Raw genomic sequence first — 19,624 nt, forward strand, 5'->3', positions numbered from 1 at the left:
GAATAGGTAAACGCACATGCTGGCGCAAGACGGCTGCTTTTTCAACAGGGAAAGCGCGCATCCATGCAGGGTGGCTCCAGGCATCAGGCCGGGTGCCCGAAGCCGCCTCCTTAACACTCGGACATTCGCAGCCTGCCGGCTTGTGCCATGGGGCTAAACTGATTCCTCGGCTTTTCCTTGAAGGTTCATGTCATGGCTATTCCCGCCCGCGTTCGAATCATCGATGTCGGCCCCCGCGACGGTCTGCAGAACGAGAAGCAGCCCGTGCCCGCGGCCGTCAAGATCGAACTGGTGCACCGCCTGCAGGATGCGGGGCTGAAGGAGATCGAGGTCACCAGCTTCGTCAGCCCCAAGTGGGTGCCGCAGATGGCCGACGCGGCCGAGGTGCTGGCGGGCATCCAGCGCCGGCCGGACGTGCGCTACAGCGTGCTGACGCCGAACATGAAGGGCTTCGAGGGCGCGGTGGCTGCGGGCGTCGACGAGATCGTGGTCTTCGGCGCCGCCAGCGAAGCCTTCAGCCAGAAGAACATCAACTGCAGCATCGCCGAGAGCATCGAGCGCTTCGCGCCCGTCGTCGAAGCGGCGCTGGCCAAGGGCATTGCCGTGCGCGGCGCCATGAGTTGCACCGTCGGCTGCCCGTACGAAGGCGACATCGCGCCCGAGAAGGTGGCCTACCTGGCCGGCCTGATGAAGGGCATCGGCGTGCAGCGCGTGGACGTGGCCGACACCATCGGCGTCGGCACGCCGCGCCAGGTGCAGGCGGCCATCACGGCGACGCTGCAACACTTCGGCGTCGACGCCGTGTGCGGCCACTTCCACGACACCTACGGTCAGGCGCTGGCCAACACGCTGGCGGCGCTGGAGCTGGGCGTGTGGAACTTCCAGTCCTCCGTCGCCGGCCTGGGCGGCTGCCCTTACGCCAAGGGCGCCACCGGCAACGTGGCGACGGAAGACGTGGTCTACATGCTGCACGGCATGGGCATCGACATCGGCATCGACCTCGACAAGCTGATCGACGCCGGCCAGTACATCAGCGACTTCCTTGGCCGCAAGTCGGGCTCGCGCGTGGCCACGGCCATCGTGAACAAGCGCGCGGGCTGATCGCACCATGGACTGGCACGTCTGGCTGGCCTACTTCGTCGCCTCGTGGGTGATCGCGGTGTCGCCCGGCTCGGGCGCGGTGCTGGCCATGAGCCATGGCCTGGCCTACGGCGTGCGCGGCGCGTCGGCCACGGTGCTGGGCTTGCAGATCGGGCTGGCCTTCATCCTGCTGGTCGCGGGGGCGGGCGTGGGAGCGGTGCTGGTGGCCTCGGCCGGCGCGTTCATGGTGGTCAAGCTGCTGGGCGCGGCGTACCTGCTGTGGCTCGGCTTCAAGCAGTGGCGCGCGCCGGTCACGCTGGACGATGGCGGGGCGCAGGCCGGGCCGCCGGTGATGCGCCTGCGCCAGCGCGTCCTCACCGGGGCGCTGACCAATGCCACCAACCCCAAGGGCATCGTCTTCATGGTGGCGGTGCTGCCGCAGTTCATCGACCCGAAGCGGCCGCTGCTGCTGCAACTGCTGATCCTGCTGGTGACCACGCTGGCGGTGGACACGGTGGTGATGCACGGCTACGCGCTGCTGGCGTCGCGCCTGCGCGCGCTGCTGCGCTCGGCGCGGGCGCGGCGCACGCAGAACCGCGTGTTCGGCGGCGTGCTGATGGGCATGGGCGCCAGCCTGCTGATGGTGGATCGCGCAGTGAAGGCGGGATAGAACATGACGGATGAAGACTTGAAGCGCCAGCCCGAGGGCGTGCAGCGCGTGGCCGCAGCGCTGAAGGCAGCCGGCCACGCGCACATGCCCCGCATGCTGGACGACGCGGCGCGTACCGCGCAACAGGCCGCCGACGCGCTGGGCATCGACGTGGGGCAGATCGCCAAGAGCATCATCTTCCGCCGCAAGGCCGATGACGCGGCGGTGCTGGTCATCACCAGCGGCGACCGGCGCGTGGACGAGAAGAAGGTCGAGGCGCTGGTGTGCGCCGACTGCGGCGGCAAGCTGGGCCGCGCCGATGCCGAGTTCGTGAAGGCGAAGACCGGGTTCTCCATCGGCGGCGTGTCGCCGGTGGCGCATGCCGACTTGCCGGTGACGCTGATCGACCGCGAGCTGTTCCGCTTCAGCGAGATCTGGGCCGCCGCCGGGCACCCGCACGGTGTGTTCAAGCTGACGCCGGCCGATCTGGAGCACCTGACCGGCGCGCCGGTGGCGGATGTGGTGGCCTTGTGAGTGCTCATGATTTGATAGCTGGCAGCGCTCTCCCCTACAGCGCTGGAGCCCTTTTTGTTCATGATTCCGAAGCCATCGTGGCATCGGTTGGGCAGTCATGGAACTGCACATCGGCACCGCAGGCTGGCAGGTGACGGCGGCGCAGCGCGATGCCTTCCCCACCGAAGGCACGCACCTGCATCGCTACGCCGCGCGCCTGGGCGCGGCCGAGATCAACAGCTCGTTCTACCGGCCGCACGCCACCGCCACCTACGCCAGGTGGCGCGCGCAGACGCCGCCGGGCTTTCGCTTTGCCGTCAAGCTGCCCAGGGCCATCACGCACCAGGCACGGTTGCGCGAGGCAGGCGAGGCGCTGCACACCTTTCTGGACCAGGTCGCCGGCCTGTCCGACCGGCTCGGCTGCCTGCTGGTGCAGCTGCCGCCCAGCCTGCGGTTCGACGCGGTCGTCGCCGACGGCTTCCTGCGCGCCTTGCGCCGCCGCCATGCGGGCGACGTGGTGCTGGAGCCGCGCCACGCCAGCTGGTTCGATGAGCAAGCCGACGCCCTGCTGGTGCAGCACCACGTGGCGCGCGTGCTGGCCGATCCGCAGCTGCACCCGCGTGGCGCCGCGCCGGGTGGCTGGCCGGGGCTGGTGTACCTGCGGCTGCACGGCACGCCACGCGTGTACACCAGCGCCTACGAACCCGGCTGGCTGCACCGGCTGGCCGAACGCATCGTGCAGGCGCGGCGCGAGACGGCCGCGCTGTGGTGCATCTTCGACAACACCGCCGAAGGCCATGCGCTGCGCGACGCGATGGCCTTGCAGCAGGCCGTCGACGCACGGCAGGAGATGACTTCGTGAGCCGGCTCGACACCCTGGTGGCCGACGCGGCGCAGGCCCGCGCCGCGGGCGAGCCGCTGCCTTCGCCCTGCGTGCAGATTTGCCGCATCGACGCGCGCACCGGCTGGTGCGAAGGGTGCTGGCGCCGGCTGGAAGAAATCGGCGGCTGGATGACGATGGACGAGGATGCCCGCTGGGCCGTGTGGCAGCGCATTGCGCAGCGCCGCGCCACCGCCCCGCCAACGCGACCATGAAACACATCGACTGTTATCTCGACTTCATATCGCCCTACGCTTATCTGGCGTTCGAGCGGTTGCCGCGCGCGCTGGAAGGGCTGAGCTACCAGGTCAGCTACCGGCCGATCCTGTTCGCCGGGCTGCTGCAGCACCACGGCCAGCTCGGGCCGGCCGAGATTGCGCCCAAGCGCGACTGGACCTACCGCCAGGTGCTGTGGCTGGCGCGCGAGCACGGCATTGCGATGGATCTGCCGGCCGCACACCCCTTCAACCCGCTGGCGCTGCTGCGCCTGGCCTGGGCCTGCGCGCGGCAGGGTGCGCCCAACCGCTACGTGTGCGAGACGATCTTCCGCCACGCGTGGCAGGGCGGCGCGGCGGCCGACGATGCGGCGCGCCTGCAGGCGCTGACCGCGCAGCTGGTTCCCACGCGCGACCCGGCCGGTGCCGAGGTGAAGCAGGCTCTGCGCGCCGCCACCGACGCGGCGCTGGCCGCGGGCGTGTTCGGCGTGCCCACCTTCGCGGTGGATGGCCGCCTGTTCTGGGGCCTGGACGCGCTGCCCATGCTGCGCGCGCAGATCGAGGGCGATGTGCGCGTCGATGCCGTGTGGGCCGCCGCTGCAAGCGTGGCGCAAGGCGTGCGGCGCTGAATGGAGGACTGTGGCCATCGCTGGTTTGCTTTTGTTTTGATAGCTGCTGGCGCTTGATGGACAAGCGCTGCAGGCCGATTTCATTCAAAAAATGCCCAACGCCTTCAACTTCGCCGCATCGCCCTTCGACAGCCTGACGCAGCAGGAGCAGCGCCTGGTGCGCAACCACGTGGACGTGGTGTACTTCCGCGCCGGCGAGGTGATCCTCGACGTCGGCACCGCGCCCACGCACCTGTTCGTCGTCATCAAGGGCTACGTCGCCCAGTTCGATGGCGAGGAGCAGGCCGCCACCTACGGGCCCGACGACTGCTTTGACGGCCGCGGCCTGGTGGCCGGCAAGTCCAGCAGCCGCTTCGTCGCCGCCGAGGAGGTGGTGGCCTACGCGCTGGCGCACGCCACGGTGCAGGAGCTGATCGCCGCCAACGCCACGTTCGGGGCGCTGCTGTTCTCCGACATCGGCGCCAAGCTCAGCGCGGCCGGCCAGCGGCAGAGCGGCAACGAGCTGCAGGCGCTGAACATGGCGCGCGTCGACCAGGCCTTCGTGCGGCCGGCGCACATGGTGGATGCGGCCACCGACATCGTCTCGGTGGTCAAGGTGTTCCAGCACGAGCGCACCACCAACGTGCTGGTGCAGGACGCCGCCACGCAGCCGCCGCGCCTGGGCATCTTCACCACCAATGCGCTGCAGCGCGCCATCCTGTCGGGCCGGCCGCTGGAGCAGATTCCGGTGGGCGAACTCAGCAACTGGTCGCTCATCAGCGTGCGCCCGTCCGACCAGGTGGGTGATGCGCTGGCCATCATGCTGCGCCACCACATCCACCGCGTGGTGGTGGCCGAAGGCGAACAGGTGCATGGCGTGCTGGAGGCGCTGGACGTGTTCAGCTTCCTCTCCAACCATTCGATGTTGATCACGCTGCGCATCAACGACGCGGACAGCATCGACGAACTGGCCGAGGCGGCGGGGCAGGTCACCGGCATGATCGGCCGCCAGTTCCGCGGCGGCACGCGCGCGGGGCTGATCGCCAAGATGGTGCAGGACTTGAACGCACGCCTGTTCGACCGCGCCTGGCAGATCATCGCGCCGCCCGAGCTGGTGGCCAACGCGTGCCTGTTCGTCATGGGCAGCGAAGGGCGGGGCGAACAGCTGCTGAAGACCGACCAGGACAACGGCCTGATTCTGCGCGACGGCTACACGCCACCGGACGACCTGGCGGCCATCTGCCAGCGCTTTTCCGACACGCTGGCGCGCTTCGGCTACCCGCCGTGCCCGGGCGGCATCATGCTCAGCAACCCGGCCTGGCGCATGAGCGAGGCCGATTTCGCGCAGACCGCGCGCCGCTGGCTGGCCCTGCCCGAGCCCGACAGCCTGATGAACCTGGCCATCTTCATGGACGCGCACGCCGTCAGCGGCGACGCGCATCTGCTGGAAGGCGTGCGCGGCAGCCTGATGCAGATGGCCACCGACAACGACGCGCTGCTGGCGCGCTTTGCCAGCGCCATCGATCTGTTCAGCAGCAGCCAAGGCTGGTGGAACCGGCTGCTGGGCGACGCGGCGCAGCAGATGAACCTGAAGAAGGAAGGCATCTTCCCGCTGGTGCACGGCGTGCGCAGCCTGGCGCTGGCAGCGCGCGTCACCGCCACCAGCACGGCCGAACGCATCGAGGCGCTGGTGCAGCGCGGCGACCTGAGCGCCCAGATGGGCCGCGAGCTGACCGAGAGCCTGCACTTCTTCATGACGCTGCGGCTGCAGGCCGGCCTGGCCGAGCTCGACCGCCAGCAGCCGGTGAGCGGCGCGATGGACGTGAAGACGCTCAACACCTTCGAGCGCGACCTGCTGAAGGACACGCTGGACGTGGTGAAGCGCTTCAAGGTGCAGCTGCGGCACCGCTTCAAACTGGGTGCCTTGTGAGCGGGTTGATCGACAGGCTGCGCCGCGGTTGGCAGCAGCGGCAACTGCGCGATTCCGAGTGGCGCTTTCTGGTCGACGCGCCGCCGCCCGGCGAATGGGTGGCGCTGGACTGCGAGACCACCGGCCTGAACCCGCGCAGCGACGAGATCATCGCCATCGGCGCCGTGCGCATCGTGGGCAACCGCGTGCTGACCAGCGAGCGGCTGGAGCTGCTGGTGCGGCCCGAGCACGGCGTGTCGGCCGAGAGCATCCGCGTGCACCGCCTGCGCGAGCAGGACGTGCAGGACGGCGTGCCGGCCGAGGAGGCCATGCGCCGCCTGCTGCACTTCATCGGCGCGCGGCCGCTGGTGGGCTACTACCTCGAGTTCGACGTGGCGATGATCAACCGCACGCTCAAGCGCACGCTGGGGCTGACGCTGCCGCAGGAGAAGATCGAGGTGTCGCGCCTGTACTACGACCACGTGTTCCAGCAGCTGCCGCCGCACAAGCAGCAGGAGAACACCGAGATCGACCTGCGCTTTGCCACCATCATGGATGCCCTGGGCCTGCCCACGCGCGAGGCCCACGATGCGCTGAACGACGCGGTGATGGCGGCGCTGGCCTTCATCAAGCTGCGGGTGTTGCGGGGTGAGGCGGGTTGATTCGGTTGCTATGTTGTTAATAGCTGCTTGCGCTTGCTGGGCGGGCGCTAGAGCTTGAAATGACCATGAAAAAGCCGGACCCGAAGGTCCGGCTTTTGCTTGCAGCGGCGGCCGAAGCCGCACGGCATCAGTGGGCCGATGCCTTGGCGGCACCCAGGCCGGTTTCCGAGCGCACCTGCTGCGCCGGGAAGGCAGCGCGCTCCTGCTGCGCGTTCCTGCTCTTGTCGAGCACCGAGAACAGCCACACGCCGAAGAAGCCGATGGCCATGGAGAACAGCGCCGGCGAGGTGTAGGGGAACAGCGCCGAGCCCTTGGGGTTGCCCAGCGTGGCTTCCCACACCGAAGGCGACACGATGGTCAGCGCCACCGACGAAATCAGCCCCATGAAGCCGCCGATCACCGCGCCCTTGGTGGTGCAGTCCTTCCACAGCACCGACAGCAGCAGCACCGGGAAGTTGGCCGACGCCGCCACGGCGAACGCCAGCGACACCATGAAGGCGATGTTCTGGCGCTCGAACACGATGCCCAGCAGCACCGCGATGATGCCCAGCGCCAGCGTGGTGATGCGCGACACCTTCAGCTCGGCGGCCGAATCGGCCTTGCCCTTCTTGAACACCGTGGCGTACAGGTCGTGCGACACGGCCGAGGCGCCCGACAGCGTCAGCCCCGCCACCACCGCCAGGATGGTGGCGAAGGCCACGGCCGAGATGAAGCCGTAGAACACGTCGCCGCCCACGCTCTTGGCCACCAGCACCGCCGCCATGTTGGCCGTGCCGGCGCCGCCGTGGATGATGCCCTTGGAGGTGTCGGCGAATTCGGGGTTCGTCAGCACCAGGGTGATGGCGCCAAAGCCGATGATGAAGATCAGGATGTAGAAGTAGCCGATCCAGGTGGTGGCCCAGAACACCGACTTGCGCGCCTCCTTGGCGTTGGGCACGGTGAAGAAGCGCATCAGGATGTGCGGCAGGCCCAGCGTGCCGAACATCAGCGCCATGCCGAAGCTGATGGCCGAGATCGGGTCCTTGATGAAGCCGCCCGGGCCCATGATGGCCAGGCCCGCCCGGGCCGCCGCCGTGGGGTCGGCGCCGCCGTTGGCCGCGATCTCGGTGCGCACGCGCACGCCGTCGGCGAACAGTGCCTCGGGGCTGAAGCCGTACTTGGCCATTACCATGAAGCCCATGAAGGTCACGCCCGACAGCAGCAGCACCGCCTTGATGATCTGCACCCAGGTGGTGGCCGTCATGCCGCCGAACAGCACGTACACCATCATCAGCACGCCGACCAGCACCACGGCAATCCAGTAGTCCAGGCCGAACAGCAGCTTGATGAGCTGGCCCGCGCCGACCATCTGCGCAATCAGGTAGAACGCCACCACCACCAGCGTGCCGCTGGCCGCGAAGGCGCGCAGCGGCGCCTGCTGGAAGCGGTAGCCGGCCACGTCGGCAAAGGTGAACTTGCCCAGGTTGCGCAGGCGCTCGGCCAGCAGGAAGGTGAGGATGGGCCAGCCCACCAGGAAGCCGATGGAGTAGATCAGGCCGTCGTAGCCGTTGGCCATCACGGCCGCCGAGATGCCCAGGAACGACGCCGCCGACATGTAGTCGCCCGCGATCGCCAGGCCGTTCTGGAAGCCGGTGATGCCGCCGCCCGCGGTATAGAAGTCGGCCGCCGACTTGGTGCGGCCCGCGGCCCACTTGGTGATGCCCAGCGTGGCCACCACGAAGGCCGTGAACATGATGATGGCGATCCAGTTGGTCGCCTGTTTGGCCGTGCTGCCGACGTCGCCGCCGGCGGCCTGCGCGATGCCCGCGGTGGTCAGGCCCAGCAGTGCCGCGATGAGGGTGTTGCGGGCGCGGCTCATTTGGTGGCTTCCTCGATGATTTCGCGCGTGAGGCGGTCGAACTCGCCGTTGGCACGGCGCACGTACAGGCCGGTGATGACGATGGAGAACACGATCACCGCCATGCCGATGGGGATGCCGATGGTGGTCACGCCGGCGCCCATGGGCTTGGCGAGGAATTCCTTGTCGAAGGCAATCAGGCCGATGTAGCCGTAATAGACGACCAGCATCAGGATCGCCAGCGTCCAGCCGTAGCGGCTGCGCGTGCGCTTGAGTTGCTGGTACTTGGGGTTGCGCTGGATGCGCTCGACCATGGGGTCGCTCATATTTGTCTCCTCGTGTCACACCGGCTGGTGCCGATGCGGCCGCGATTCTGGGGAGAGGCTCTGACCAGCTCCTTACGTCAGGCGCGGTGCCTGCGGGCGTGTCGGCTATCGGGAACCTGTAAGTTCCATGTGCATGGAGCGTGCATTTCATGCAGCGGTCGAGGCACAGATTTCTAGGTGATTGCCCTTGGTTCCGATAGTCAGCGCCATCGCTGTAAGTTTTCAGAAAGTCAGTGAAAACTAGAGTTCACATCTGTTACCAAAATCTGAAGGAGACAACCCACATGGCAGAACGCAATGACAGTCAGGCCAGTGAGTACTGGAGTGCCACGCTCAGGTTGCTGATCGGCATCCTGGTGATCTGGTTCGTGGTGCCGTTTCTGGGCGGCATCGTGTTCGCGGACTTGCTCAACAACATCAAGCTGGGCGGCTACCCGCTCGGCTTCTGGATCGCTCACCAGGGCGCCATCTACCTGTTCATCGTGCTGATCTTCTTCTACATCTGGAAGATGGGCGAGATCGACCGTCGCTTCAACGTCGACGAGAAGTAAGAACCACCGAAGAGGACGGACGATCATGGATCTGACCACCACCACCTACATCGTTGTCGGCTTGAGCTTCGCGCTCTACATCGGCATCGCCATCTGGGCGCGCGCCGGCTCGACCAGCGAGTTCTACGTCGCCGGCGGCGGCGTGCACCCCGTCACCAACGGCATGGCCACGGCGGCCGACTGGATGTCGGCTGCTTCCTTCATCTCCATGGCCGGCCTGATCGCCGGCATGGGCTACGGCGGCGGCCTGTTCCTGATGGGCTGGACCGGTGGCTACGTGCTGCTGGCCATGCTGCTGGCCCCGTATCTGCGCAAGTTCGGCAAGTTCACGGTGCCGCAGTTCATCGGCGACCGCTTCTACAGCAAGACCGCCGCCACCATCGCCGTGGTCTGCCTGCTGACGGCCTCCATCACCTACATCATCGGCCAGATGACGGGCGTGGGCGTGGCCTTCTCGCGCTTCCTGGAGGTGTCCAACGCCACCGGCATCTACGTCGGCATGGCGCTGGTGTTCGTCTACGCCGTGTTCGGCGGCATGAAGGGCATCACCTACACGCAGGTGGCGCAGTACATCGTGCTGATCCTGGCCTACACGGTGCCGGCGGTGTTCATCTCGCTGCAACTCACCGGCAACCCGATTCCGCAGCTGGGCCTGGGCTCCAACCTGGTGGGAACCGACGTGTCGCTGCTGAGCAAGCTCGACCAGATCGTGTCCGACCTCGGCTTCGCCGAATACACCACATCCGTGCCGGGCAGCAAGCTCAACATGTTCGTCTACACGCTGTCGCTGATGATCGGCACCGCCGGCCTGCCGCACGTGATCATGCGCTTCTTCACCGTGCCGTCGGTCAAGGACGCGCGCGTGTCCGCCGGCTGGGCGCTGATCTTCATCGCCGCGCTGTACACCGTGGCCCCCGCCGTGGGCGCCATGGCGCAGACCAACCTGATGCGCACCATCACGCCGGGCGTGGTGATGCAGAACGCCGACCCCTACGCACCGGAGGCGTCCATCCGCTACGACGAGCGTCCCGACTGGATGAAGCGCTGGGAAACCACCGGCCTGCTGAAGTTCGAGGATAAGAACGGCGACGGCCGCATCCAGTACTACAACGACAAGACCACCAACCCCGAGATGAAGGCCAAGTTCGACGCTGCCGGCTGGAAAGGCAACGAGCTGAACGTCAACGCCGACATCATGGTGATGGCCAACCCCGAGATCGCGCTGCTGCCCAACTGGGTGATCGCGCTGGTGGCGGCGGGCGGCCTGGCGGCGGCGCTGTCGACCGCGGCGGGGCTGCTGATGGCGATTTCGGCGGCGGTGTCGCACGACCTGATCAAGGGGGTGTTCGTGCCCGACATCAGCGAGAAGAACGAACTGCTGGCCGGCAAGATATCCATGGCCGTGGCCATCGTCATCGCGGGCTGGCTGGGCTTGAACCCGCCAGGCTTCGCGGCGGGAACGGTGGCACTGGCCTTCGGCATCGCAGCCAGCTCGCTGTTCCCGGCCATCATGATGGGCATCTTCAGCAAGGGCATGAACAAGGAAGGCGCCATCGCCGGCATGCTGGCGGGCCTGTTCGTGACGCTGGTGTACGTGTTCGCGCACAAGGGCCTGTTCTTTGTTCGCGGCACCGAGTTCACCGGCCTGATCGGTGGCCCCAACAGCTTCTTCGGCATCACGCCGGAGGCTTTCGGTGCCGTGGGCGCGGCGGTCAACTTCATCGTGGCGTTCATCGTCTCGAAGATGACCGCGCCGACGCCGCAGCACATCCGTGACCTGGTCGAGGCGGTGCGCGTGCCGCGCGGCTCCAAGGCCATCACCGGCGCCGCACACTGATGAGTCGCATGCCGCCGGCACGCGGGCCCGAATGGCCAGCGTGCCGGCGGCTGTTTTTCTGAGCGAAGGTATCGTGTCGTCATGGCTGTCAGTCTTGCGCTGAACTGGATTCTTTTTCTGGGGCTGTTCCCCATCGCCTTCTACTGGCTGCGGCGCGCGTGGCGCATCCTCATCAAGCGCGACTTCTCCGAGGTCGCCCTCAAGTACGGCGAGGCGCCGCCCAACGCGGCCCGCTTCGCACCCTACGACGGCGTGCTGCACCTGCTGGCGGGCGCCACCTGCGTGTACGTGATCCTGGCCGTGGTGCTGACGGCGATGCCCTACAGCACCTGGACGGCCATCGCCGGCTCGACGATCTGGATCAAGCTCATGCTCGGCTTCGCGTTGTCGCGCCATGCCCATGCCAAGGCCAAGGCAGTTTCCCAGGGGCGCTGACGGCGCCGTTGATCCTCACCGCGCTCGGCGCCGCGCGACCGGGTTAGCGCCCCTGATGCCCGCGGCCGCGCGCAGGCGGGCGGGAGCAGGGTGACATGCGCGAGTCCAGGCGCTCGGGACGCTTGCTGGGCCTGTTCGCCGCGGGCTGGCTGCTGCTGAACTTCCCGCTCTTCAGCATCTGGGACCGTGACGAACTGGTGCATGGCTGGCCGCTGCTGCCGACCGCCGCCTTCGTGATCTGGCTGCTGCTGATCGTGGCGCTGGCCGTGCTGATGGAAACCGGCGGCACGGCAGCCACCCCCCCGCCGGGCGACGACGCCGAGCAGCGCGGGCTGCCGCCGGACTGAGACACCCGGGCTGAGCCATGACCATGCCGCCGGTCCAAGCCATGAGCGCACCGCTGGTGCTGACGGTGTCGCTGGCCTACCTGGCGCTGCTGTTCGTGGTGGCCTACGTGGGCGACCGCTGGGCGGCCCGGGGCAGGTCGCTGGTCAGCAGCCCGTGGACCTACGCCTTGTCGCTGGGCGTGTATTGCACGGCCTGGACGTATTTCGGCAGCGTGGGCCGCGCCGCCAGCGGCGGGCTGTGGTTCCTGCCCATCTACCTGGGCCCGACCATGGCCATGGTGCTGGGCTGGGTGGTGCTGCGCAAGATCATCCGCATCGCCAAGGCGCAGCGCATCACCTCCATCGCCGACTTCATCGCCAGCCGCTACGGCAAGAGCCGCCTGCTGGCGGTGAGCGTGACGCTGATCGCCGTCGTGGGCGTGGTTCCCTACATCGCCCTGCAGCTCAAGGCGGTGTCGGCGGCGTACGGCCTGCTCATCTCGCCCGGCGTGGTCGAAAGCACCACCCAGGTGCCCTGGAGCCGCGACGGCACCTTCTACCTGGCGCTGGTGCTGGCCGGCTTCACCATGATCTTCGGCGCCCGGCACCTGGACACCACCGAACGCCACGAGGGCATGGTGGCGGCCATCGCCTTCGAGTCGCTGGTCAAGCTGGTGGCATTCCTGGCCGTGGGCGTGTTCGTCACCTACGGGCTGTACAACGGCTTCGCCGACATCTTCGCGCGGGCCCATGCGCAGCCCGATCTGCGTGACCTGATGCGGCTGGAGCAGGGCACGGCCTTCGCGTGGCCGCACTGGTTCACCATGACCGTGCTGGCCATGCTGGCGCTGCTGATGCTGCCGCGCCAGTTCCAGATCATGGTGGTCGAGAACGTGCACGAGGACCACCTGCGCCGCGCCAGCTGGGTGTTTCCGGCCTATCTGCTGGCCATCAACATCTTCGTGCTGCCCATCGCATTGGGGGGGCTGATGTACTTCGCCGGGCACGAGACGAACCCCGACAACTTCGTGCTGTCCCTGCCGCTGGCGGCGGGGCACCAGTGGCTGGCCCTGTTCGTGTTCGTCGGCGGCCTGTCGGCCGCCACCGGCATGGTGATCGTCGAGAGCATCGCGGTGTCTATCATGGTCAGCAACGAGCTGGTGCTGCCGCTGCTGCTGCGCTGGCGCGCGCTGCTGGGCCAGGGCATGGCCGATTTGTCGCGCATCCTGCTCAACATCCGGCGCATCACCATCCTGCTGCTGCTGCTGCTGGGCTACGCCTATTTCCACATTGCCAGCGAGGCGTACGCGCTGGTCAGCATCGGGTTGATCAGCTTTGCGGCGGTGGCGCAGTTCGCGCCGGCGGCGCTGATCGGCATGTACTGGCGTGCCGGTACGCGTTTGGGCGCGCTGGGCGGGCTGCTGTCGGGCTTCGGCATCTGGGCCTACACGCTCATGCTGCCCTCGATCGCAAAGTCGGGCTGGATGGACGACACCTTTGTGCGCGAAGGCCCGGGTGGTCTGGCCTGGCTCAAGCCCGAGGCCCTGTTCGGGCTGCACGGGCTGGATGCGCTGACGCACTCGCTGTTCTGGAGCCTGTTGCTCAACGTGTCGATGTACGTGGCACTGTCGCTGGCGCGCGAGCCCTCGGCGCGCGAGACCAGCCAGGCGTTGATGTTCGTCGACGCGGGGCAGCGCACGGGCGGCGCCACGCCGGTGTTCTGGCGCGGCGAGGCGCGGGTGGAAGACCTGCGCCAGCTGTGTGTGCGCTTCTTCGGGGCCGAGCGCGCGCAGGCGATGTTCGACGAATACGCCATGCGCTGGGGCCAGGACGCCGCAGCCCGCGCCGATGCGCGCTTCGTGAGCTTCGTCGAGACCAAGCTGGCCGGCGCGGTGGGTGGCGCGTCGGCGCGGGTGCTGGTGTCGTCGGTGTCCAAGGAGGAGTCGCTCACCACCGACGATGTGCTGAGCATGCTGGAGGAGGCCTCTCAGCTGCGCGCCTACTCGCGCGCGCTGGAGGACAAGTCGCGCTCGCTGGAAGAGGCCACGGCACGCCTGCGCGAGGCCAACGAGCAGCTCAAGAGCCTGGACGTGCTGAAGGACGAGTTCATGTCGTCCGTCACGCACGAGCTGCGCACGCCGCTCACCTCGATTCGCGCCCTGGCCGAGTTGATGCTGGACGACCCGGCCATGCCCACCGAGCAGCGCCAGCAGTTCATCGGCATCGTGGTGGGCGAGACGGAGCGCCTGTCGCGCCTGGTCAACCAGGTGCTTGACCTGGCCAAGATCGAGGCCGGCCGGGCCGAGTGGCACGACACGGAAGTGGACATGCGCGCACTGGTGCTGCAGGCGGTGGACACCACGCGCGAGCTGTTCCGGGAGAACGGCTGCGCCGTGGGCGTGGCGCTGCCGCCCGACGACGCGCAGCCTGCGCCGCTGGTATGGGCCGACCCGGACAAGCTGAAGCAGGTCATGCTCAACCTGCTGTCCAACGCGGTCAAGGTGGTGCCCCAGGGAAGCGGGCAGGTGCGCATTGGCCTGACGGCCGACGCGCGCCAGCTTGCCGTGACCGTGGCCGACAACGGGCCAGGCATCTCGGCGCCCGAGCAGGAAGCGGCCTTCGACAAGTTCCGCCAGGTCGGCGATCCGCGCGGGCGGCGGCAGGGGACGGGGCTGGGCCTGCCCATCAGCCGGCAAATCGTGGAACACTATGGCGGCAGCATCGGCGTGCAGTCCCGCCCGGGGCAGGGCGCCACCTTTCATTTCACACTGCCGCTGCTGACACCGCGAAGCGGGCAGCGCGGGAAAGATGCGGAGGAAAGCGAGTCGAAATGACACCCAAGAAACTGCTGGTGGCCGATGACGAACCCAACATCGTCATCTCGCTGGAATACCTGATGAAGCGCGAGGGCTACGACGTGCTGGTGGCCACCGACGGCAACCAGGCGCTGGAGGCGATCCAGCGCGAGCAGCCCGCGCTGGTCCTGCTCGACGTGATGATGCCCGGCAAGACCGGCTTCGAGGTCTGCCAGGCGGTGCGTGCCGATCCGGCGCTGGACGGGGTGCGCATCCTCATGCTCACGGCCAAGGGGCGCGAAACCGATGTCAGCAAGGGCCTGGCGCTGGGCGCCAACGCCTACATGACCAAGCCCTTCTCCACCCGCGAGCTGGTGCAGAAGGTGGCCGAGCTGCTGGAGGCCGCGCCTTGAGAAACCAGCGCCTGCTGATTCGGCCGCTGGTGCTGGTGGCGCTGGCGCTGGCGGTGCTGCTGGCCGTGGCAGTTGGCCTGGTCTACTTCACGCTGGACGCGCCGGGCCGCGCGCAGTTCGCCCGGTTGCTGGCGCCGCGCGCCGCGCTGCTGGTACTGGCCTGGGCGCTGGGCGTGGTGGCGGCCATGGCGGCGCTGCAGCGCTGGTGGGTGCCGCGCGTCAGCGCGCTGCCCGAGCTGGCCGAGCAGACGCGCGCCCTCGTCAACGCCAGTGCGCCCCTGCAGCTGAAAGCGCGTGCGCAGGCCGACCAGCAGCCGCTGGCCGACGCGGTGAATGCACTGGCTGCGCAGCGCGATGCGTTGCGCGCCGACGTGGCGGCCGAGGTGGCGCGCGCCAGCGCCAGCGTGCGGCTGGAACGCAACCGCCTGGCGGCGCTGATGTCGGAGCTGACGCAGAGCGTGGTGGTGTGCAACCGCGATGGCCGCATCCTGCTCTACAACCAGCGTGCGCGCCGGCAGTTCCGCGTCCTGTCCGACGCGCCGCAGCTGGCCGACGGCGCCGAGCTGATCGGCATCGGCCGCTCGATCTACGCCGTGTTCGACAAGAAGCTGGTGGCGCACGCGCTCGACAGCATCGGCCAGCGGCTGGCGCGCGGCGCCGCGCAGCCCTCGGCGCAGTTCGTGACGGCGACGCGCGGCGGGCAATTGCTGCGCGTGCAGGTGGCGCCGGTGACCGACACCGACGGCGGCGACGGCGCGCCAGGCACGGCCGCCCTGGGCGGCTTCGTGCTGATGCTGGACAACATCACGCGCAGCTTCGAGGAAGAGACCGCGCGCGGCCAGCTGCTGCACGGCCTGACCGAGGGCAGCCGTGCCTCGCTCGCCAGCCTGCAGGCGGCGGTGGAGATGCTGGGTTACGACGACCTGGAGCCCGCCATGCGCGAGCGTTTCTTGGGCGTGCTGCGCGACGAGGTGCGCACCCTGGCGGGCCGGGTGGACGAGGTGGCGCGCCAGTCGGCCGACAGCCTGCGCACGCGCTGGCCGCTGGAGGAGATGCAGGGGGCCGAATTTCTGGCGGTGGCGGCGCGCCAGGTGGGCGCGCAGTGCGGCGTGCCGGTGACGGCGGCGCCGGCCGATGCGCGGCTGTGGCTCAAGCTGGACAGCTTCTCGATGCTGCAGGCGCTGACCTACCTGGGCCAGCGCCTGGTGGACGAGTTCGCCGTGCGCGCGCTGACGCTGCGGCTGGCCGCGGCGGGCGCGCGGGCGCAGCTCGACCTGGTGTGGACCGGCCACGCCATGAGCACCGAGACCGTGATGAGCTGGGAGATGGACGCCATGCGCATCGGCGCCGAGACGCACCCGCTCTCGGTGCGGGACGTGGTGGAGCGGCACGACGCCGAGATGTGGTTCGAGCGCGACCGCGCGGCGCACCAGGCATTCTTCCGCTTCCTGCTGCCTCTGGCCAGCAGCGGCGACGAGGCCGCCGAGGGCCTGGCCGAGGTCGAAAGCCGGCCCGAGTTCTTCGACTTCGACCTGTTCGCGCAGGCCGACACCGACACGGCGCTGGATGAGCGCCCGCTGGGCGAGCTGGTCTACACCGTCTTCGACACCGAGACCACGGGCCTCAACCCCTCGGGCGGCGACGAGATCATCCAGATCGGCGCGGCGCGCGTGGTCAATGGCCGGCTGCTGCGGCAGGAGTCGTTCGAGCAGCTGGTTGATCCGGGGCGCGACATCCCGGCCGCGGGCATTCCCATCCATGGCATCACGCCCGACATGGTGGTGGGCCAGCCGCGCATCGACGAGGTGCTGCCGGCCTTCCACCAGTTCGCGCAGGACACCGTGCTGGTGGCGCACAACGCGGCGTTCGACATGAAGTTCCTCCAGCTGCTGGAGCCGCGCACCGGCCTGCGCTTTCAACAGCCGGTGCTGGACACGCTGCTGCTGTCGGCCGTGGTGCACCCCAACCAGGAGTCGCACCGGCTGGAGGCCATCGCCGAGCGCTTCGGCATCACCGTGCTCGGCCGGCACACGGCGCTGGGCGACGCGGTGGTGACGGCCGAGGTGCTGCTCAAGCTGATTCCGCTGCTGAAAGACATGGGCATCGTCACCCTGGCGCAGGCGCGCGCGGCGGCGCAGCAGTCGTATTACGCGCGGTTGAAGTATTGATAACGTTTTGCGTTCAAGACGATGCCCAATGACCGATGACCGCGGCTGGCACCGCATGACCAAGGACGAACGACGTCTTGGTCATTGGAGCGCAGCGAAGTCATTTGTCATTCGCCATGGTTGCTTGATGAGCAACCGGTCTCATTCCGTTTCCACCTCAAGACGTTAGCCATCGTCATCCCGGCGAAAGCCGGGATCCATGCGCTCGGCGCGCGCGTCGTCTGGATTCCGGCTTTCGCCGGAATGACGAGCTTCATGTCGTTTCGATCGGGAAATGGAATCAGACAGCGTTGTGGGAGCGGGCTTGCCCGCGATGAGGCGTCTCGTCGCAATCAAGGCTTGATCGCGGGCAAGCCCGCTCCCACACAGCCGGTGCGATCCGCGCCTCGTCTGAGGCTTCTTGATGGTCAAGCATGATTGAAAGCAAATCCGCATGAGGCTGGGTGGGCGGATGTTTCCTGCTCTATGCTTGTAGGGAGTATGTGTGTGCAATGACCGTCAATAGGGCGCCGGCAGGTAGGTGCCTGGGGAGTATATGGGTGAAGCGGGCTCAGCCGCGTCCGCCGTAGTAGCGCTGCCCCAGCACCGCCTGCATCTGCTGCACCACGCCGAACGCGTCCTTCAGCGTGCCGCGCTCGAAGCTGGACAGCTCGTCCAGCCGCAGAAAGTTGTCGGGCGCCTGGCCGGCGGCGATCTGGCGCGTCTGGTGCGCGATGCGCAGCGCGCTGATGAACTCCAGCGCATCACCCAGGTCGCGCGCGGCCTGCGCGCTGACTTCGCCGCTCTGGGCCGAGGCGGCCAGCCGGTCCTGCGTGTTCACCGCATCCAGCCCGCCGGCCAGCGCGTAGTTGCGCGCCAGGTCGACGATGGGCACGATGCCGTTGTGCTTCAGGTCGATGGTGCCGCGGTGCTCGCCGCCGCGCGTGACGGCGATCTGCCCGAACAGGCCCAGCGGCGGCCGGTGCTTGAGCGCGTTAACCACCATGTGCGCCAGGAACAGGCTGTTGCCCTTGGTGCGCTGCAGCATGTCGCGCCGCAGGCCGTGCAGCAGCTCGGCGTGGCCGTGCACGGCGCGCAGGTCGAAGAACACGCAGGTCAGCATCAGCGCCATGGGCTCGGGCTGATCGGTCCATTCGGCGAAATAGGCGTTCCAGCGGCTGCGCGGCTGGCGCCACTGGTCGGTCATGGCCATCATCTCGCCCGGGCAGTGCACGTAGCCGCAGGCGTCCAGTCCGTCGCAGACGAACTTGGAGAAGGCGCGGAAATACTCGCCATGCTGCGCCGGCCGGTAGTCGTCGGACAGCACCAGGCAGTTGTCCTGGTCGGAGCGCGCCGTCTGCTCCATGCGCGCCTGCGAGCCGGCGGCCACCCAGCAGTAGTCCACCGGCGCCGGGCCCAGCTGTTGCTCGGCCAGCTGGATCAGGCGCACTGTGAAGGCGTCGGTGACCGAGGTCATGATGATGCCGGTGCTGTAGGCGCTGGTCTCGGCCTTGGCCAGGCTGCTCTGCAGGTCCTTCACGCGCAGGCTGCAGGCCACCAGGCCGGCCAGGTCGGGCTGGCGGTAGATGTCGCCGGTGAGGTACACCGCCGAGGTGCTTTGCTGCTGATTCAGGTCGGTGGCGGTCACCATGCCGGCCACGCGGGTGCCGTCGAGCACCGGCACGTGGTGGATGTTCTGCCGCGCCATCAGCACCATGGCCTCGAAGATGGACTGGTGCTTCTGCAGCGTCAGCGGCGCCAGCGTGGCGATGTCGGCCACCGGCCGCGCCGGGTCGACGCCGGCGGCCAGCACGCGCGTGCGCAGGTCGCGGTCGGTCACCAGGCCGAACAGCTGGTCGCCCTGCGTCAGCAGGATGGACGACACGCGCTCGTCGGCCATGCGGCGCGCGGCGTCGAGGATGCTGTCGGCACGGTCGATCTGCACCGGCGCGCGCCTGATCAGGCTGCTGATCGGCGCCGTCATCACGTTGCCCGACGGCGCGGGGGCGTTGGGCGCCGCTGCATTGGCGCTGCGCGGCAGCGTCGGCAACAGCATCGCCAGTACTGGCTGCGCCTGCGCCGCCTGCACCAGCGCCGCACTGTCGATGAACAGCACCTGGCTGGGCGCGACGGCCACCGCGTGCAGGGGGTGGCCGGCATCGGTGGGATGCGCGCCGGCGCCGAACAGCTCGCCCGGCTGCAGCGGCCAGCGCCAGCCGGCCTCAGGGTCGGTCAGCGCCACGCTGCCGGCCAGCAGCCAGCCCAGGCGCTCGGGCAGCTCGCTTTCGGCCAGCACGATGTCGTCGGCTTGAAAGGCCTGCACCTGCGCCTGGCTGGCCAGCGCCTGGCGCGTGCCGTCGGGCAGGGCGCCGAACACGCGGTGCGTCGTCATCAGGGCTTGTATTTCGGAAGCTTGCATCACAGATACTCTGGTTGAAGAC

The 19,624-nt window shown here is 68.3% G+C and carries 19 protein-coding genes; 15 read left to right on the top strand and 4 right to left on the bottom strand.

Translation table 11 applies throughout. The features are described 5' to 3' along the window. Positions 1 to 192: 192 nt before the first annotated feature. The 8 genes from ACFSCU_RS04345 (at position 193) to ACFSCU_RS04380 (ending at position 6,516) form a co-directional block, all read left to right on the top strand. Positions 193 to 1,101 carry a hydroxymethylglutaryl-CoA lyase gene (locus tag ACFSCU_RS04345; RefSeq protein ID WP_180550685.1) on the top strand — a complete coding sequence of 303 codons (909 nt, stop codon included), beginning with the start codon at positions 193 to 195 and terminating at the stop codon, positions 1,099 to 1,101. A gap of 7 nt (positions 1,102 to 1,108) precedes the next feature. Then, positions 1,109 to 1,750 (top strand): LysE family transporter, encoded by a 642-nt coding sequence (locus tag ACFSCU_RS04350; RefSeq protein WP_180550686.1) that lies wholly within the window; start codon positions 1,109 to 1,111, stop codon positions 1,748 to 1,750. Positions 1,751 to 1,753: 3 nt separating this feature from the next. Continuing rightward, positions 1,754 to 2,263: a YbaK/EbsC family protein gene (locus ACFSCU_RS04355; protein ID WP_180550687.1), complete on the top strand. Its 510-nt coding sequence runs from the start codon at positions 1,754 to 1,756 to the stop codon at positions 2,261 to 2,263. Positions 2,264 to 2,360: 97 nt separating this feature from the next. Continuing rightward, a complete protein-coding gene (locus tag ACFSCU_RS04360; protein WP_180550688.1) occupies positions 2,361 to 3,104 on the top strand; it encodes a DUF72 domain-containing protein in 744 nt (247 codons plus the stop codon). Continuing rightward, positions 3,101 to 3,337, top strand: coding sequence for a DUF1289 domain-containing protein (locus ACFSCU_RS04365; protein ID WP_308645842.1), 237 nt, complete (start codon positions 3,101 to 3,103; stop codon positions 3,335 to 3,337). Before ACFSCU_RS04360 ends, ACFSCU_RS04365 begins: the two co-directional genes overlap by 4 nt. Continuing rightward, a complete protein-coding gene (locus tag ACFSCU_RS04370; RefSeq protein WP_377559995.1) occupies positions 3,334 to 3,966 on the top strand; it encodes a 2-hydroxychromene-2-carboxylate isomerase in 633 nt (210 codons plus the stop codon). Before ACFSCU_RS04365 ends, ACFSCU_RS04370 begins: the two co-directional genes overlap by 4 nt. A 91-nt stretch (positions 3,967 to 4,057) precedes the next feature. Then, complete coding sequence (locus ACFSCU_RS04375; RefSeq protein ID WP_180550690.1) at positions 4,058 to 5,875, top strand: DUF294 nucleotidyltransferase-like domain-containing protein; 1,818 nt, start codon at positions 4,058 to 4,060, stop codon at positions 5,873 to 5,875. Further along, a complete protein-coding gene (locus tag ACFSCU_RS04380) occupies positions 5,872 to 6,516 on the top strand; it encodes a 3'-5' exonuclease (protein ID WP_180550691.1) in 645 nt (214 codons plus the stop codon). The genes ACFSCU_RS04375 and ACFSCU_RS04380 overlap by 4 nt, the downstream gene beginning before the upstream one ends. 127 nt (positions 6,517 to 6,643) lie before the next feature. Here ACFSCU_RS04380 and ACFSCU_RS04385 read toward each other — a convergent pair whose 3' ends face one another. After that, on the bottom strand, positions 6,644 to 8,374 hold the full coding sequence (locus ACFSCU_RS04385; RefSeq protein ID WP_180550692.1) for a cation acetate symporter: 1,731 nt from the start codon (positions 8,372 to 8,374) through the stop codon (positions 6,644 to 6,646). Beyond that, positions 8,371 to 8,679 carry a DUF485 domain-containing protein gene (locus ACFSCU_RS04390; RefSeq protein WP_180550693.1) on the bottom strand — a complete coding sequence of 103 codons (309 nt, stop codon included), beginning with the start codon at positions 8,677 to 8,679 and terminating at the stop codon, positions 8,371 to 8,373. Before ACFSCU_RS04390 ends, ACFSCU_RS04385 begins: the two co-directional genes overlap by 4 nt. A 284-nt stretch (positions 8,680 to 8,963) precedes the next feature. On the opposite strand from ACFSCU_RS04390, the gene ACFSCU_RS04395 reads away from it, so the two are divergent. From ACFSCU_RS04395 to ACFSCU_RS04425, 7 genes are all read left to right on the top strand, one after another. After that, on the top strand, positions 8,964 to 9,230 hold the full coding sequence (locus tag ACFSCU_RS04395) for a DUF4212 domain-containing protein (RefSeq protein WP_180550694.1): 267 nt from the start codon (positions 8,964 to 8,966) through the stop codon (positions 9,228 to 9,230). A gap of 25 nt (positions 9,231 to 9,255) precedes the next feature. After that, positions 9,256 to 11,067, top strand: a complete 1,812-nt coding sequence (locus ACFSCU_RS04400) for a sodium:solute symporter family protein (RefSeq protein WP_377559999.1) — start codon at positions 9,256 to 9,258, stop codon at positions 11,065 to 11,067. 81 nt (positions 11,068 to 11,148) lie between these two features. Next, positions 11,149 to 11,502, top strand: a complete 354-nt coding sequence (locus tag ACFSCU_RS04405; protein WP_180550695.1) for a hypothetical protein — start codon at positions 11,149 to 11,151, stop codon at positions 11,500 to 11,502. Between the two features lie 95 nt (positions 11,503 to 11,597). Beyond that, positions 11,598 to 11,849 carry a hypothetical protein gene (locus ACFSCU_RS04410; protein ID WP_333706177.1) on the top strand — a complete coding sequence of 84 codons (252 nt, stop codon included), beginning with the start codon at positions 11,598 to 11,600 and terminating at the stop codon, positions 11,847 to 11,849. A gap of 41 nt (positions 11,850 to 11,890) precedes the next feature. Continuing rightward, positions 11,891 to 14,662, top strand: a complete 2,772-nt coding sequence (locus tag ACFSCU_RS04415) for an ATP-binding protein (protein WP_377560002.1) — start codon at positions 11,891 to 11,893, stop codon at positions 14,660 to 14,662. Continuing rightward, positions 14,659 to 15,036 (top strand): response regulator transcription factor, encoded by a 378-nt coding sequence (locus ACFSCU_RS04420; protein ID WP_180550697.1) that lies wholly within the window; start codon positions 14,659 to 14,661, stop codon positions 15,034 to 15,036. The genes ACFSCU_RS04415 and ACFSCU_RS04420 overlap by 4 nt, the downstream gene beginning before the upstream one ends. Then, positions 15,033 to 17,204, top strand: a complete 2,172-nt coding sequence (locus ACFSCU_RS04425; protein WP_377560004.1) for a 3'-5' exonuclease — start codon at positions 15,033 to 15,035, stop codon at positions 17,202 to 17,204. The genes ACFSCU_RS04420 and ACFSCU_RS04425 overlap by 4 nt, the downstream gene beginning before the upstream one ends. A 107-nt stretch (positions 17,205 to 17,311) precedes the next feature. Here ACFSCU_RS04425 and ACFSCU_RS04430 read toward each other — a convergent pair whose 3' ends face one another. Both ACFSCU_RS04430 and ACFSCU_RS04435 read right to left on the bottom strand, forming a co-directional pair. After that, complete coding sequence (locus ACFSCU_RS04430) at positions 17,312 to 17,461, bottom strand: hypothetical protein (RefSeq protein ID WP_377560005.1); 150 nt, start codon at positions 17,459 to 17,461, stop codon at positions 17,312 to 17,314. A gap of 293 nt (positions 17,462 to 17,754) precedes the next feature. Then, positions 17,755 to 19,602 (bottom strand): putative nucleotidyltransferase substrate binding domain-containing protein, encoded by a 1,848-nt coding sequence (locus ACFSCU_RS04435; RefSeq protein WP_377560007.1) that lies wholly within the window; start codon positions 19,600 to 19,602, stop codon positions 17,755 to 17,757. Between the last annotated feature and the right edge of the window lie 22 nt (positions 19,603 to 19,624).

The sequence above is a fragment of the Ottowia beijingensis genome, from assembly GCF_042680925.1.
GTDB classification, from domain to species: Bacteria; Pseudomonadota; Gammaproteobacteria; order Burkholderiales; family Burkholderiaceae_C; genus Ottowia; species Ottowia beijingensis.

Excerpts from the sequence above, each read along its gene's own strand:
- ACFSCU_RS04430 (WP_377560005.1), bottom strand. The coding sequence starts at position 17,461 with ATGAAGCTCGTCATTCCGGCGAAAGCCGGAATCCAGACGACGCGCGCG.
- ACFSCU_RS04410 (WP_333706177.1), top strand. The coding sequence starts at position 11,598 with ATGCGCGAGTCCAGGCGCTCGGGACGCTTGCTGGGCCTGTTCGCCGCG.
- ACFSCU_RS04435 (WP_377560007.1), bottom strand. The coding sequence starts at position 19,602 with ATGCAAGCTTCCGAAATACAAGCCCTGATGACGACGCACCGCGTGTTC.
- ACFSCU_RS04355 (WP_180550687.1), top strand. The coding sequence starts at position 1,754 with ATGACGGATGAAGACTTGAAGCGCCAGCCCGAGGGCGTGCAGCGCGTG.
- ACFSCU_RS04395 (WP_180550694.1), top strand. The coding sequence starts at position 8,964 with ATGGCAGAACGCAATGACAGTCAGGCCAGTGAGTACTGGAGTGCCACG.
- ACFSCU_RS04375 (WP_180550690.1), top strand. The coding sequence starts at position 4,058 with ATGCCCAACGCCTTCAACTTCGCCGCATCGCCCTTCGACAGCCTGACG.
- ACFSCU_RS04390 (WP_180550693.1), bottom strand. The coding sequence starts at position 8,679 with ATGAGCGACCCCATGGTCGAGCGCATCCAGCGCAACCCCAAGTACCAG.
- ACFSCU_RS04400 (WP_377559999.1), top strand. The coding sequence starts at position 9,256 with ATGGATCTGACCACCACCACCTACATCGTTGTCGGCTTGAGCTTCGCG.
- ACFSCU_RS04405 (WP_180550695.1), top strand. The coding sequence starts at position 11,149 with ATGGCTGTCAGTCTTGCGCTGAACTGGATTCTTTTTCTGGGGCTGTTC.
- ACFSCU_RS04360 (WP_180550688.1), top strand. The coding sequence starts at position 2,361 with ATGGAACTGCACATCGGCACCGCAGGCTGGCAGGTGACGGCGGCGCAG.
- ACFSCU_RS04370 (WP_377559995.1), top strand. The coding sequence starts at position 3,334 with ATGAAACACATCGACTGTTATCTCGACTTCATATCGCCCTACGCTTAT.
- ACFSCU_RS04385 (WP_180550692.1), bottom strand. The coding sequence starts at position 8,374 with ATGAGCCGCGCCCGCAACACCCTCATCGCGGCACTGCTGGGCCTGACC.
- ACFSCU_RS04415 (WP_377560002.1), top strand. The coding sequence starts at position 11,891 with ATGAGCGCACCGCTGGTGCTGACGGTGTCGCTGGCCTACCTGGCGCTG.
- ACFSCU_RS04350 (WP_180550686.1), top strand. The coding sequence starts at position 1,109 with ATGGACTGGCACGTCTGGCTGGCCTACTTCGTCGCCTCGTGGGTGATC.
- ACFSCU_RS04345 (WP_180550685.1), top strand. The coding sequence starts at position 193 with ATGGCTATTCCCGCCCGCGTTCGAATCATCGATGTCGGCCCCCGCGAC.
- ACFSCU_RS04420 (WP_180550697.1), top strand. The coding sequence starts at position 14,659 with ATGACACCCAAGAAACTGCTGGTGGCCGATGACGAACCCAACATCGTC.